Source organism: Halomonas sp. KHS3, assembly GCF_000830495.1.
GTDB classification, from domain to species: domain Bacteria; phylum Pseudomonadota; class Gammaproteobacteria; order Pseudomonadales; family Halomonadaceae; genus Vreelandella; species Vreelandella titanicae.
Genome location: NZ_JWHY01000003.1, coordinates 125,558 through 139,117 on the forward strand (window position 1 = coordinate 125,558; position 13,560 = coordinate 139,117).

The 13,560-nt window shown below is 51.9% G+C and carries 14 protein-coding genes; 3 read left to right on the forward strand and 11 right to left on the reverse strand.

Features of this window, described 5'->3' with window-relative positions:
• Positions 1-173: 173 nt before the first annotated feature.
• The 5 genes from RO22_RS09370 to RO22_RS09390 form a co-directional block, all read right to left on the reverse strand.
• The gene (locus RO22_RS09370) at positions 174-899 is read right to left on the reverse strand and encodes a hypothetical protein (protein ID WP_041158193.1); all 726 of its coding nucleotides are present in this window, start codon (positions 897-899) and stop codon (positions 174-176) included.
• Between the two features lie 333 nt (positions 900-1,232).
• Positions 1,233-1,829: a hypothetical protein gene (locus RO22_RS09375; RefSeq protein WP_022522658.1), complete on the reverse strand. Its 597-nt coding sequence runs from the start codon at positions 1,827-1,829 to the stop codon at positions 1,233-1,235.
• 127 nt (positions 1,830-1,956) lie between these two features.
• Complete coding sequence (locus RO22_RS09380) at positions 1,957-3,213, reverse strand: hypothetical protein (RefSeq protein WP_041158194.1); 1,257 nt, start codon at positions 3,211-3,213, stop codon at positions 1,957-1,959.
• Positions 3,214-3,317: 104 nt separating this feature from the next.
• Positions 3,318-3,641 carry a DUF427 domain-containing protein gene (locus RO22_RS09385; RefSeq protein ID WP_041158195.1) on the reverse strand — a complete coding sequence of 108 codons (324 nt, stop codon included), beginning with the start codon at positions 3,639-3,641 and terminating at the stop codon, positions 3,318-3,320.
• A 149-nt stretch (positions 3,642-3,790) separates the two neighbouring features.
• Positions 3,791-4,678 carry a DMT family transporter gene (locus RO22_RS09390; RefSeq protein WP_041158196.1) on the reverse strand — a complete coding sequence of 296 codons (888 nt, stop codon included), beginning with the start codon at positions 4,676-4,678 and terminating at the stop codon, positions 3,791-3,793.
• A gap of 134 nt (positions 4,679-4,812) precedes the next feature.
• Between RO22_RS09390 and RO22_RS09395 the strand changes: the two genes are divergently transcribed.
• Positions 4,813-5,754: a LysR substrate-binding domain-containing protein gene (locus tag RO22_RS09395; protein WP_041158197.1), complete on the forward strand. Its 942-nt coding sequence runs from the start codon at positions 4,813-4,815 to the stop codon at positions 5,752-5,754.
• Positions 5,755-5,851: 97 nt separating this feature from the next.
• Here the strand turns inward: RO22_RS09395 and RO22_RS09400 are convergent, their stop codons facing one another.
• The gene (locus tag RO22_RS09400; protein WP_041158198.1) at positions 5,852-6,298 is read right to left on the reverse strand and encodes a winged helix-turn-helix transcriptional regulator; all 447 of its coding nucleotides are present in this window, start codon (positions 6,296-6,298) and stop codon (positions 5,852-5,854) included.
• Between the two features lie 109 nt (positions 6,299-6,407).
• On the opposite strand from RO22_RS09400, the gene RO22_RS24865 reads away from it, so the two are divergent.
• Together RO22_RS24865 and RO22_RS24870 are read left to right on the forward strand one after the other, a co-directional pair.
• The gene (locus RO22_RS24865; RefSeq protein ID WP_200890242.1) at positions 6,408-7,175 is read left to right on the forward strand and encodes an MFS transporter; all 768 of its coding nucleotides are present in this window, start codon (positions 6,408-6,410) and stop codon (positions 7,173-7,175) included.
• Entirely contained in the window at positions 7,165-7,647 is a 483-nt protein-coding gene (locus tag RO22_RS24870) for an MFS transporter (RefSeq protein ID WP_235270489.1), read from the forward strand. Before RO22_RS24865 ends, RO22_RS24870 begins: the two co-directional genes overlap by 11 nt.
• Positions 7,648-7,738: 91 nt before the next feature.
• On the opposite strand, the gene RO22_RS09410 is transcribed toward RO22_RS24870, so the two are convergent.
• The 5 genes from RO22_RS09410 to RO22_RS09430 form a co-directional block, all read right to left on the reverse strand.
• On the reverse strand, positions 7,739-8,029 hold the full coding sequence (locus tag RO22_RS09410; protein ID WP_041158199.1) for a hypothetical protein: 291 nt from the start codon (positions 8,027-8,029) through the stop codon (positions 7,739-7,741).
• A complete protein-coding gene (locus RO22_RS09415; protein WP_041158200.1) occupies positions 8,016-9,110 on the reverse strand; it encodes a tryptophan 7-halogenase in 1,095 nt (364 codons plus the stop codon). Before RO22_RS09415 ends, RO22_RS09410 begins: the two co-directional genes overlap by 14 nt.
• Positions 9,100-10,869: a LodA/GoxA family CTQ-dependent oxidase gene (locus RO22_RS09420; RefSeq protein WP_041158201.1), complete on the reverse strand. Its 1,770-nt coding sequence runs from the start codon at positions 10,867-10,869 to the stop codon at positions 9,100-9,102. The genes RO22_RS09415 and RO22_RS09420 overlap by 11 nt, the downstream gene beginning before the upstream one ends.
• A gap of 26 nt (positions 10,870-10,895) precedes the next feature.
• Positions 10,896-12,140: a ferritin-like domain-containing protein gene (locus tag RO22_RS09425; RefSeq protein ID WP_041158202.1), complete on the reverse strand. Its 1,245-nt coding sequence runs from the start codon at positions 12,138-12,140 to the stop codon at positions 10,896-10,898.
• 116 nt (positions 12,141-12,256) lie between these two features.
• Complete coding sequence (locus RO22_RS09430) at positions 12,257-13,330, reverse strand: peroxidase, FMP-type (protein WP_052475584.1); 1,074 nt, start codon at positions 13,328-13,330, stop codon at positions 12,257-12,259.
• Positions 13,331-13,560 lie beyond the last annotated feature (230 nt).

Consider the following 13,560-nt stretch of genomic DNA (forward strand, 5'->3'; position numbering starts at 1 on the left):
CACACTGCGATTGTGGGGTGGCAGTAACTTTGTCAAGAAAGCAGCTTTACGCTCTTCAGAATAACGTTGCACACGTGCTCCATACCACTCCCTCTGGATTTGAGTTAGGTAATATCGCCAGACGGACAGAGGGGCGTTATATACGCATCGCCTCTCTCACTCCAATATGCTTTTCAGGTGCCCCGCATCGGCAACTCGCGATCCACAATGAGAGTCTGGCCTCTGTACGCTCGTACACGGCTGATAGGAACACGAACACTCTGGATTAGATCAGTGAGTTTCGACTCAGGGTCGGTATCAGGTGGGCAAACCGAACTAATAAACTCTCTATCTTTATAAACATAGCCAATTTTTATTACGTCAGGTGAATCTGGATCTGCGCCAGCGTGTATGGCCGTCAAATGGGCACCCGAACCTTGCTCTTTATCCCAACCTCGATCGTAATCGTCTTCTACCCATGGTGGCCCAATTTTCCCTGCCCTTGCATAAATGTCTTTTATTGCGTCTCGAATTGTCATAATCGCGGTTTCCGCAGTGTTCGTTTCCATAAACAAAGCTGCCTGCGATGGATTAATATGCACAAGTTCCCTTCGAATCCGGAGTAATTCAGCAATTTTCTGCCATGTGCCACTACCCCAATCTATTCTGACTAAACCGAGTTGTGCTACTGCGCGATCCAGATTCTCTCTAAAACGTCTGCCGATACCATTTGTCTGGAGTGCTTCCTCGCACGCCATTTCTAGGACTGTCCAGCTCGTAGTAATTGCCCAACGAACATAGGTTCCACGATCCCATTTGTTTTGAGCCTGGTGCGCTAAGGCGCGGGCATGTAAGGCATCCGTCCAAATATGATAATGAGGACTTGAGACAACTTTGGGAAACTTATCTTCGTCAGTCATAAGCTGTGCACTCTTCCTCACACATAACAGCGTATTAGAAGTCGCGTTCTATGAACAAATGAACGTGCTCTGGCACTTTTTCCGGCAAATGCAGCTTGCCAGATTCTACAAAGCCTATGATCCTTTTCCATATTAATTTTAATTAGGCATTATAGCCAAAATTCGCGATCCTGCTGCATTACCGAGAATGACCGCTTTGGGTCGTTTGCGCATGTAAATTTCATTGACCTCACTATATAAGCTCAAACATAACGCTTGCAGAATGCGCACTCTAGGAATGGAGCCGAAAGCGCAACGGAAAGGACGTCACTGTGCCTGGATTGGTTAGGTTGGCTAGGCGTCATCCCTCTTTTCTGCCAGTTCCGATAACGATTTACTGATGCTAGCCAAGCTCTTATTCATGTTGATAAATACTGTTTGATTCTTTCCTTTCAGAGCATCAGATAAGTCCTGAGCTGCACTATTCTTGGTGCTAGCATGCTTCATGTAATTCACATCCAGCATAGAAGAGTCTGTCCCTTTTTTGCTTGATCTTAACGGAGTTCGAAAGATGTACTGGGAGCTTACACCAATCCCATCCTGTACTCTATGTTTCAGACCACCATATTGCCCTGCATTGAATCTCAACTCTTTCCCTGGTGCCAAAAAGGGGATTTTGTGATCAATTTGTTTGCTTTCGCTACTGTCGGGCTTTTCTATGCCCCAGCATAAAATGGGAAGTGGTACTGAAAAGGATATTTCTCTCGCCGTACCCGTCCCGATATTCCGTATTACAAGATCAATCAGGCTGGTTGTGTCAGGGTTTAGTTCATAATAGACAACAACACACGGCTTTGTTTGGCGATAAATCGCGTAGTAAGCCGTCGCAACGGCAAGAAATGTACCAATAGGACTAACGATGTAAAAAGCTATCTGCAAGGTCTCAGCCACTCTCTCCCCCTAACATATTAACTAGCCAACAATATTTCCCAGGATGACCGCTTTGGGTCGTTAACTGCCATATCATTTTCACTACTACAGCACATAAAAATTACAGATATTTTTATATAATAACGATTTAAACAGATTGCTCATACGGGAACCTTTGTGCAAACATAATAGCTATCATTATCAAAGCTAACTCTTCCAGCTCTTCATACCCACTTTTGTGTATGTTTTTTTCAATTATTGGCATAGCAATTATTGAATCAGCAACATAGAAATAATGGACATCATTTTTAATTTCTAGGACTGCTAACTCCTTGTCAAGTGGCCATTCTTTTCCTTCCTTTTCTCTCAAAACACTACAAACCACATCTTTGTCAAATGAATAAGTAGCGCCTGCTGGGATACGATATTCAGTTTGAGGCTTAAGTTGCTGAGGTGGATTTTCTCTTTTATCGCTAATTAGTGAAGCTGACTCAAAAATCTCACAGAAATTCTTAGCTGCCCTAACTTCTTTTCTATTCGAGCGTTCATTAAATTTATGGAATGAAGAGAATCTTGTAGCTACTGATGGTGGATGAGCAACTAACGAGGGAATATGAATTTGAAACCAATAATTAAAAATCCTTTTCTTTGTACCAAAGTCCGGCTTAGCCTCCAAGTGGCTAACCACATCTTGCAAATCCTTTTGTATTGTATCTCTTGCATGATCACTAGTAACTGCAAATGTTAAGCCATTATGCTGATATGCAACTTTAGTTACATCTGCAGCAACGCAGCCAAAAACTTTTTTCCCATCATGTTTTAAGGGCATTCGTTTTTGCAGTTGGACCTCAGCATCTCTTATCCTTTTGGCTAATTGCTTTCTACTGGAGACTCTCTTGCATTCAATATAAAAGACTTCTTTGTTGGAAATGGCAATAACATCAGTTTCGGTAGTAAGATCGACATGGCAGCCACATTGCAAAAAATAACTAGCAATCCTAAGTTCAAATTGAGCGTTTCTAGAGCTTGAGTCTTTATCTAGTGCAGCAAAATCACTTCCTCCTATCATAAGCTCTAGTTTCTCAACACCACCTAAAGGTTCCTTACACTTCATGCCTCTTAATATCCACATAAGTTCATGAACTTCCCGTAATATGTAAAGCTCCCAATCTAATGGACTTTCAAAAGGCCCTTTCAAAGAATTTTTAAAGACCTTCCATGGATCTTCATTTTTTTCCAAAACCAAAGAAAAATATTCTATATATCTCTCAATCCTTGTATTTCTTGACCTTAGCCCCTTGGAAGAGAGGTATTCATTAAGCTCAATTAAATCCTGAAGGTGATAGGAGTACTCTAATGATGGAAGAGCTTTCAATGGTAAGCTGTACGATCTTTCTTCTTCCATACTTATTTAATCCTTAGTTATCTTAATAAATTAAACTAACAGCTTCAGGAAAGAATGCGGCGGATATGATAAGTTTTTTGTGTCCGCTTTGGGTCCAAAAGGCGTCATTTGCTAATTTGCTCATAAAACGCCACCTTACCCGTTATAGCTTCCATCCCTTCAATCGGCTGTTCGTAGCTCCAGGCAATATCTTTATTTTCGCCTAACGAGAAATACACCGTGCTGCCTTTAAACGGGCAGTGGGTCGTCGTTTCTGAGGTGGTAAGCAAATCCATCCGCACGTCTTCACGTGGGAAGTAGTGGCGTGGCGGGTAGCCAGTTTCGCGTAGTTCGAAGGCTTGGCTGGAGGCGGCAAACAACTTGCCACCCACATGCACCTGCACGCGTTGGCTAACGGGGTGAAGCTCGATGCGAGGTGCCTGTGGCATTAGATTGTTCCCTGCGGCTTTTTTAGCTCTAGTAAAATGAGCCTAGCAGCAAAGTTCGTTGAATCCCATGCTCGACGCATCACACTTTAGGCTACGGCCATGACCTGCGTCATGTTTTTGCCACTGCTCTCTAATTCACTACGACTGCCCTAACACTGCGGTGCTCTCGCCCTTACCTGAGTGCTCAGAAACAGGCCGATGACAATCAGCCCAGCCCCAATGAAATCCGCCATGCGCAACGGCTCCCCTAGTATTAGGTAAGCAAGTAGTACACCGAAAAACGGATTAAGAAGGTGGTAGCTCGATGCCATCGAGGCGCCGCTGATTCGAATCAGCACTAGCCAGAGACTCATCCCACCGATAGTGACGACAAGTACCAGATGTGCAATCGCTATCATCGTAGCGGTAGAAGGCACGGCAAGCGGTTGCCCGAATACCATTGCCATGGGAAGAAGAGCGACAGCGCCAGCAATGGATTGCCAGAAATTAGCCTGCAAGATGGGCAGGCCTGCGCCTTGACCGCGGAAGAACACGGTGCCACTGGCAAAGGCAAGCATACCCCCAGTTGCCATAAGCACTCCCCAGACATCAACCTGCATTCCGCTAGCAACGCCAGAGATGATCACCACTCCCACTAACCCCAGCGCCGCGCCGAGTAATTTCATTGGGGAAAGAGGTTCTACGCCCCACCATGCTGATAGCAAACTGGTTGCCAGCGGTGCACAACTGACAATAACAATAACGACCTGGGGGCGAACCGTCTGCAATGCGGCAAAGCTCAGCCCCAGGTAAAGGGCGTTGTTAAGCACGCCAAGCAGCAATCCGCGCCTAATAGCGGTGCGATCCCCATGAGTTGATAACCGGAAGCCTCCACAGCTAAGGCAAATGGGCAGCATCAGTAACGCACCCAATAAAAACCGGATGGTGAGCAGCGTAAAGGGGTCGAAATCAGTCAGTGCAATGGCACCCGCTATAAATGCCGAACTCCAAACGATACTGAAAATGACCACCAAACCAGTTAATACGAAATTGTTCATGCAGCCCCCTAAAGCGCCATTCTGCTTTTGCACCATCACCATGAAACTGATGGTGCATGGGAGTTACATGTAGTGGAAATTAATTATTAACCGTTCATAATTAGTTGAATTAATATTCGGTACGGAGAGATAGTGTGTTTAATTGCCAACCTTCCCCCTTGGGCGATAGGCGAGTCACGCTGGAACACCTGCGCGCTTTCGTACTGTTGGCCGAAGGCAATGGTTTTCAGCAGACAGGTCTTCAGTTGTACCGCAGCCAGTCTGCGGTCACCCAAAGCCTGAAGCGGCTTGAAGAGATACTCGGCTGTAAGTTGCTTGAACGTCGTCAAGGTCACATTCTTGGCTTGACGGCAGACGGCGAGCGGTTTCTTCCCGCCGTCAATGAGATACTTACCCGTACGTCTGAAGCGGTGAGTGCCATGCAGCAACCGGAAATTGCCGGACGTCTGCTGATTGGTGTTCCCGATGATTTCAAGGTGGTGGATCTACATGGCGCTATTTCCCGCTGCGCCGAGCTAAACCGCAATCTGCGCCTGGAAGTTGTCTCTGCGCTCTCCTCGCAACTGCTCCTCCAACTCGATAACAGCGGCCTTGATCTCGCCATCTTTAAATGTGTGGGAGAGTTCACCCCAAGCGACCAGCATTGGCAGTGTCATCTGCTGCGGCGAGAACCTCTCCACTGGGTGGCCGCGCAAAGGCATGATTTTGACCGTATGTCTGATATACCACTTGTTATCTTTCCTGATGGCTGTTGCTACCGAAGCGCAGCGCTCGCCGCATTGGATCAGCCCGGAAAGCACGGCTACAGCGCCTATGTCAGTGCCTCTTATGACAATATTCGTGCCGCTGTGTCGGCAGGTCTCGGTATCGGTGTGCTTCCCACCAGCGCGCTAGCTGAAGACCACCTTATTCTAGGCAAGCGGGAGGGATTTCCGGAGCTGCCAATGGTGGAACTCGTGTTGGTTCAGGCGTCACAGAAGCGTGCCACCCAGCAACTGGCGGACTTCCTTACGCTTTCGTCGGCAATGAAATCTCAACAGATTAGCGCCACTCAAGCCGATGTCACCCTGCCCTAGTACCGGTATCAGTTGATGCCAACCAGCCAGTGCTTAGCCCACCTGGCGTATTTCCTCCACCGTTTTGGGCAATGGCCGTGAGGCTTAACTAATGATGCTACTGGAGTTTTCTTACTATCGCGTCATCCGGGGCCAGTACATCGCCATCACCGGTCTGAGGGGCCATATAGGGCACCGGCTGCCCTGTTGACTTGTCGATAAGCTGGGAGTGCTGCTCGCTGTGTGAAAACAAGTTGCGTTCTCCCCACTGACGCAGAGCCACCACCACAGGAAATAGACTCTCGCCCTTGGCTGTCAGTACGTATTCCTGATAGGCCGTGCCATCAGATGCAGGCCGAGTTTCCAGGATATCCGCTTCAACTAACCGACGCAGACGTTCGGCCAGAATATTGCGAGCCATGCCCAGGCTGCGCTGAAAGTCACCGAATCGACTCATGCCGTCAAAAGCATCTCGTACGATAAGCAGCGACCATCGATCTCCGATAACGTCGACAGAGCGTGCCACCGGGCAGGTTTCAGTATGTGTTGATTTGCGGCGGGGCATGATATTTGCCTTCCATGTGTTTATGGCAACCTATGTAGTTGCATTTTAAAACCAGATTACCTACCATCCAACTAGTTTTTATTTGAAACCAATTGAATGAGAGGTGGCTATGAAGGCGTCTTCGGTACTGCCTGTATCGCTTCGTGATAACAGCAAACCGGTCGTCCAAACGGACATGCCGCGTGGCTTAGTGCTACTTTTCGCTGCGGCCAGCGGCTTAAGTGTCGCCAACGTCTATTACGCACAGCCACTGTTAGATTCACTGGCCCTGGATTTCGGTATCAGTCATGCAGCCGTTGGCGGTGTGATCACGGCCACTCAGGTCGGCTGCGCCTTGGCCTTGCTACTGCTCGTTCCACTAGGGGATCGGGTGAATCGTCGTCGCCTAATGGCGCTGCAATTGTTGGCGTTGGTGGCCTCTTTAGTGGTTGTAGCATTGTCGCAATCCACCGCAATGCTGCTGGCAGGAATGCTCGGTGTTGGCTTGCTCGGTACAGCGATGACGCAAGGGTTAATCGCCTACGCGGCTAGCGCTGCCGCCCCTCATGAACGGGGTCGTGTCGTCGGTGTAGCGCAAGGAGGTGTTTTTATTGGCTTGTTGCTTGCCCGCGTATTCGCTGGTGGTGTAAAGCGATCTGGCCGGCTGGCGAGGCGTCTATTTGTGTTCTGCGGTCATAATGCTGGCAGTGGCACTACCTCTGTGGCGTCGGCTGCCGACGCTAAAAGCTGCATCAGGTTCCATGAGCTATCCACACCTGATTGTCTCTATGTTGGTGTTATTGCGGGAAGAGCGAGTGCTGCAAATTCGCGGCGTGCTGGCGATGCTAATGTTTGCTGCCTTCAACGTTTTCTGGAGTGTCTTGGTATTGCCACTTAGCGCACCACCCTATGAGTTTTCTCATACGGCCATTGGCGCATTTGGCTTGGCTGGCGTAGTGGGAGCCCTCGCAGCCGCTCGCGCCGGAAAATGGGCAGATCGAGGTCTCGGGCAGCGCACAAGTGCAGCTGCGCTGGTGTTGCTGCTGCTAGCGTGGGGGCCACTATCATTGATGGAGTGGTCGCTATGGGCGCTGATCATCGGGATTGTGCTGCTTGATATGGGTGGGCAGGCTCTTCACGTCACTAATCAAAGCATGATTTTTCACACACGTCCTGAGGCACATAGCCGCTTATTAGGCTTGTACATGCTGTTCTATTCGATCGGTAGTGGCCTAGGCGCCATCAGCACGACCACCGCCTATGCTCATGCAGGTTGGCAGGGTGTGTGCATTTTAGGCGCTTCGCTAAGCCTATTGGCGCTAGCATTCTGGGCCACGACCCGGCGTTATATGCCGCATGAGGCTTCATGAAACAGAGATAATAACCAGGAGGCCAAGATGAATGAACTAGACTTGCAAGCTGATGCGGATACACGCGGGCGACGCTATCTCTCAAAGAATGCTACTCAACGAGTCTTCCCTTCGAAAGCAGCCATCTCGGCACTGGAAGCATTTGATGAGCCGCTGCCGATGCAGGGATTTCCCACTGAGAACACGCTAGCGCTCCTAGACGATAGATGCCGACCAGATCCATGCTGCCCTGACCGAAGCCGGCCTGTCCACAATGATCCCGCTTGAAGACCATCAGTGGGGCGGCAGGGGCTTTGGCATCCGTGATCCTTCCGGTGAAGTGCATTTCACGACTTATTTGCGCCTGCTTGGCCAGTGCATCGACCTCTCTAACCAACCTCACGACGATGAGCCCAAAATGGATGATCCGACCACCGTCGCTCCAAGCTATATTGGCCTTGCCACTCCTTGATAAAGCGGTTAACTCCCCTGTTTGCGCGAAGCGCATACTGTTCTGCCGCTTGCAGGTCATGCCTGTTCAGCCAATCGGTGATTACCGGTGCCGCTGCCAAACCGTCGCCCAGTGCGTTGGAAATTCCCGAAGAGGTCAAAGGATCAAAGGTAGCCAGGGCATCGCCCACTGCGATCCAGCCCGGCCCAGCTGCTTGGGTCACAAAACCGCTGTATGCAGCAAAGCAGGTAAGCGAGAGTGCGTGCTGGCGAGAAGGCTGCAGCCACTGTTGTAGCTCTTCTGTCTGGCCCCAGAGCGCATAGAATGCTTCGCTATTTCGCAGCCCCTTCTGGCGCACAACGGATGCATCCGACATCAACGCCAACAGTGCTGAACCATCTGGCAAACCGGTAGCGTACCACCAGCCGTCAGCAACCGATTCCACCAGAGTTATGCCCTCCAGCCTGCCGACATTGGGCCATTTACACGCCACCGCCACCAAATCGTCGAGACGCTTTCGCTCTACCCCCAGTCGCCTGCAGAGGGTAGCTCCGCGCCCGGAAGCATCGACGAGGTAACGACAACTCAGTAGGTGCTGTTTGTCTTGATACGTTATTTGCAGTTGCCACTCGCTACTATCCCAGCGTAGAGATTCCAACACCGCAGGCGTTAGTAGCTGCGCGCCTTTTTCACCACTGGCTTGACGCAGATCCTCGTCAAAGCGCTCCCGATCTAGATGCCAGCCATCCCCTGTCGAGCGATGGAGAAAATCGTCGAACCTGCGCTCTCCTGCCCATAGGGAGAGATTGGTGTAGTAGGGTCGATGCCCTCTCGCCCCAAGGTCATTCGATATACCCAGCAGCCTCAATTTAGCGACTACGTCAGGCGCCGCGGATTCCCCCACTTTGAAGGCCTGGCGGGCAGGCCTGTCCAGTATCGCCACGCGCTCGACCCCCGCCGCTATCGCGGCGAGAGCCGTGGCGCAACCGGCAGGGCCAGCGCCGAGGATAACGAGATCGAAGTCAGTTGCCATTCGGTGTGAAAGGTCGGGGTAAGGTGCGTGCAACCTCCACAAAGCGGCGCTCGCCTTGAACCTCTTTTTCCATCACGAAGCCCAGCCGCGACCAGTACTGCACCATCTGTACGTCGTCGGCAAAGGAGATGAAATCTCCCCGCATCTGATCGAAATCGGTGCCGATCCAGGCAACCTGCCCTCCCGTCTGCTCATCCGGTATCGGCATAGTCGCCTGGCGTACTCCCTGGGGTTTCGGTTCCAGGTAGACGAATTCAGGCCGCTGTGCGGGCCACCACCACAAAACTCGTTCACCGATGGGTTGTGAGGAGCACTCATTGAAGTCTGCCTGCCAGGGTATGGCCATGTAACGAGTGAGATCCCCGGGCTCCATCGCAGTAGGCGTAAAGCCCAGGTTGAGTGGCCCTTCGGTGGGCGGTGCGGTATTGATACGGAAAGGGTCGTCACGATTGTAGATGGCTCGATTGCGGGTGATCCAGGTGAGCTCGATACCGGGAGAAAACGCACCTCCTACACAGTTTTCCAGAACATTGCGTGTCAGTGATTGAGGGCCACTATCGGCAACAGGCTCGTTGACAAAGTGCCCCGCCGCCCACTGTTGAACAAAGAAGAACTGGGTATCTGTCAAACGTAGATAAGTGGATGTAAACGTCCCACCGATAAGACAATTGTCCCCCGCTAGGTAGGGCATCATGGTGGCTCCCCGCCCGGAGATAATGGAGTTCTCAGCTGCCGGTGGTCGTAGAACATCCAGAATCCAATTGCGCAGGCCACGGTAGTGATCCTCATGATCAGGTACCGCCCCCAGCATCTCCATGTCAAAGCTGTGGGGCTTGGGAGGGATTGCCGCAACCCAGGCGTAGGTGGTGGCCCGTTCCAGTAGTGGTTTTATCTCGCTCTGGAAGTTGGGCTTGTAGCCATAGGATCCGCTTTGCCACATGCCCTGATTATTTATCTGTGGGTTGTGTCCAGCACGCACAGCGCTGTCGAAGATGGTGTCCCAGAGCGTTACCAGGTTGGCGATCTCTGGCGCATAGGAAGGCGGCGCCACAGACACCCAGGCCGGATCAGCCGGATTGCTACTGCCATTGTCCCATTCGATTACCGCGCTGACTGGGCCGTCACCGGTGTCGTCCCACCAGCCATCATTATTAGCGTACTGTTTGATCACGGCGCTTTCATCTTCGGTTCCGGAAACACCCAAACCGCCCAACACCAGCAGGCGACCGGCTGTGTCGGTACGCAGCTCTCCTAAGGTGTCGATACACTCCCGATTGGGATACAGAATGCCCTTAGGGAAGTTTGCGCCCTTATAGCCCTCGGGAATTGTATCGCGGTCCATGGGGACGGGACCGGCATCGGCGCCGCTGATCTGGCGTGGCCCTGGGTCGATAATCAAGCGGTGTCGGTCTTCCACATCGGCGTTGCGCAAGGGGTGATTGCTGGCGTAGCCCTGCTCTCCCTCGTTGGTGGCGAACTCATACCAACTGGCTTTCTTGTTCGCCATGTGCACGGTCCAGGTGATCGCCTTTACTCCGGGCGTATCCAGGGTGATCTCTTCGTCGCCGTGAAAAATATGAAAGCGCGCAGCCTGGCGGCACATGCGTCCCTGTTCATCCCGGAAGTCATCCTGGGTGAAGTCTCTTCCGTCGAGGTTAATGGGCAGACCGCGATATGTCTCGGGGCCGATATAGCATTTTTCCGGCGCGTTCCCCACACGGGCAATGCCAATAGGCGGGTAAATTTTGTAGTCAGTCATGATGATTTCCTTTCAACGTTAGCCCATTACAAGCCCAGCGCTTTGGCTGACGTCACTATCTCTTTGTCGCCTGCCAAGGCTGTCTTAAGGTGCGTGCGCAATGCGTTTTCCCTGGGTGATGTCGACAGCTGATCGAGCTCGTCTTCAAGCTCCTGCGTCAGTTCCCCAAAGGTGCGATTGGTATCGCTTCTGTAGCGCCATGCCGGTGCGGCATTGGGGCCAACGGAGCTGTCGCCGTCGGCAAAGGCCGGGGTAGACATCAACGCTCGGGCAAGATGCGGCAGCACCCGGTGCATGATTGAAAGGACGACACTGAAATAAGGGTCGGAGTCGCCAGCCTTGAATGTGGCTTCGAAGGCGTGCAGCATCAGGCTGTAGTGATCATCGAAGCTGTCAGACAGCCGCTTGGCCTGCGGGTTGGTGTAGTCGCTGCTATCGGGATTGGAGATGATGGGGAGCGTCGCCGGGAAATTGGCGCTGTCGAGCGCAACTTCGCGGAACTTGAGGAAATGGCTCAGCTCGTACGGGGTGCCGAGGATGGGCCCGTAGGTGCCATCGGTACGCTTGCCATAGTGGTTGTAAGTACCGAAGCTCTCAACCGGAACCAGAGGCTTTTCAGGGGGAACGGTTCCCTCTCCTTGCTCGACGATTTCGTTAACCGCCGCGTGGAAGCTCTCCTTGTCCATCACTTCGTTGACATTACCGCCAAATTTGCCGAGATAGATATTGGTTCTTTGCCGACCAGGAACACCGGTTGTACTGAAGGGGTTTCCGGGATAGGCATCCACCGCCGCAACCAATGCGCCGTACAGCTGCGCGATGCTGTCGTAGTTGTCGCCCTGAGGAGGCGCGCCGTACTGCGACGGGCTTTCGATGGCGGCAAAGACATTAGCGAATACATCGGGGGATGCACGAAACAGGCCGACCATAGGGGTCGTCTTCGGGTTGGCCTGTGGCATATAGCCGGGGAAAGTAGGAACCGCATCGCCAGTAAATTTGGGCAGCGCGCCCAAGGCAACGATGATGTTGGCCGCCTGGTTGACATGAAACATCTCCTCCATCGCAACGCTGCGCAGGGTCTGGTAGACATGGCTCCCAGTGTCTGAAATGGAATAGAGTGCCGAGAGGTAGACAGGTATAGTGGTAAATTCCACCTGTAAAGCGAGCTGCGCTGCCTCCTGGAGATCCTGTAATACGGGTACACTGGTGCTTGTAAGCCTGTCGAACAGGCCTGGAGAAACGTTCTCTCTCGCTGTTTCTGATGGCGCCATGGTTTTCATCTCCTTATGTTTCGTTACCCCGATTAGCCTGTTTCCGCGGCAGGTGGTGGGAATCCGACGCCTGCCGTCATTAACAGTGTCGAGGCCCCGTGCGGCCAGGCGTACTCTTACGCTTTTTTGCGTAAAGTGTTGATCTGAATGTGTGGCCAGCGGGTCGTGCCGCCATCAGTGCCGAATTGAAATTCAAAATACTGAATCTGCTCGTACTGCAACTGCAGAACTTCCTTGCCGTTTTCAAAGACAGTCTCAATCCACATCCGCAAGTTCATCTCGGTTACGCGAGCGAATCGCTCTACGAATGGAGTGTTCAATAGTCCACCCTCGGATCCACCGGCCTCCCGGGTGCGCATCTCAATCAGTACGAATCTTTTGATCTCCTGATCCTGAATGGCATCGCGCAAGCGAAGATCGGGACGCACCGAATAGGGGTAGTGATCGTCGGCCAAAATGCGCTGCGTGTAGGTTCTGTTGCCGCTTGGATCTCTCTCCGCAAGACTGGGGTCGTGAACCCAGGGCGGTGCCGGTTCATCGAGATTGATGGGGGTGTCAGCGGTGGTGCCTGCCAGCCCCATACTTGGTGAGATGGCCAGGTGATTGGGATCCCAGGCGGCTGTGCCATGGGGAAATTCCGGTTTCCCCTTCTTTTCGGAGTCTGTACCCAACAGCAACACAGTGCTGCCATGGGGAATCGTGCCGCTGCGGGAGACCGTATAAGGAGGCACATACACCGGACCGTCGGAGCCAGCACCCGCTGATAATTCGGGATAACCGATATCGGTCATGATGGATTCGTCGTCGGCGGGATGGTTGTAAAGAGTACTCAACCAGAGGTACATACCGTTTTCGTCATGAAGCAGGTTGCCATCGAGATCATGAATACTCTGTTCGTACTTTACCGCTCCGCTGAACTGTTCGTTGGCGCCACCGCGGTTGCGTACTCCGCCGGGTACTAACGTAAAGGTAAGCTCCTCCTTATAGTCTTGGCAGAGAAAATGAAACTTGCCGGGAATGGTTTCGGAGTTGGTTCCTGGGGAAGGCAGGCAAGTGGTATGTAATCCCCACCCGGTCGTTTTGTTGTCTGGGTTGTAGTTAACCCAGGTTCCCGCCAGCTGTTCAAGAACGCCGTAATTTGCAGGCTCTTTGAGTACAGCAGGGGTATATCTCGGTTGTTGGGTAGGCATGATTTCAACTCCCCCTTGTTATTCTTGATCTGCTATTTTTGTCGCTGTTTCCTAAGGTAAGAAACGTAGCCGTACGCCATTCATTCGAATCTGGTCAACTCTAGGGAGATGGCTACTCACTCACTCTCGACGGTCATGCGGGAGTATGGTGAGATGGAATTCGGCAGAGTGCGTGCCGTGTGGGCACTCTGCGTATGAGCCGTGTCATTATGGTGTTATTAATATTTTAG

Bases quoted from the DNA above. Each gene is read 5' to 3' on its own strand.
- RO22_RS09415 (WP_041158200.1), bottom strand. From the start codon at position 9,110: ATGGCAACTGACTTCGATCTCGTTATCCTCGGCGCTGGCCCTGCCGGT.
- RO22_RS09425 (WP_041158202.1), bottom strand. From the start codon at position 12,140: ATGGCGCCATCAGAAACAGCGAGAGAGAACGTTTCTCCAGGCCTGTTC.
- RO22_RS09390 (WP_041158196.1), bottom strand. From the start codon at position 4,678: ATGAACAATTTCGTATTAACTGGTTTGGTGGTCATTTTCAGTATCGTT.
- RO22_RS09400 (WP_041158198.1), bottom strand. From the start codon at position 6,298: ATGCCCCGCCGCAAATCAACACATACTGAAACCTGCCCGGTGGCACGC.
- RO22_RS24865 (WP_200890242.1), top strand. From the start codon at position 6,408: ATGAAGGCGTCTTCGGTACTGCCTGTATCGCTTCGTGATAACAGCAAA.
- RO22_RS09380 (WP_041158194.1), bottom strand. From the start codon at position 3,213: ATGGAAGAAGAAAGATCGTACAGCTTACCATTGAAAGCTCTTCCATCA.
- RO22_RS09420 (WP_041158201.1), bottom strand. From the start codon at position 10,869: ATGACTGACTACAAAATTTACCCGCCTATTGGCATTGCCCGTGTGGGG.
- RO22_RS09370 (WP_041158193.1), bottom strand. From the start codon at position 899: ATGACTGACGAAGATAAGTTTCCCAAAGTTGTCTCAAGTCCTCATTAT.
- RO22_RS09430 (WP_052475584.1), bottom strand. From the start codon at position 13,330: ATGCCTACCCAACAACCGAGATATACCCCTGCTGTACTCAAAGAGCCT.
- RO22_RS09385 (WP_041158195.1), bottom strand. From the start codon at position 3,641: ATGCCACAGGCACCTCGCATCGAGCTTCACCCCGTTAGCCAACGCGTG.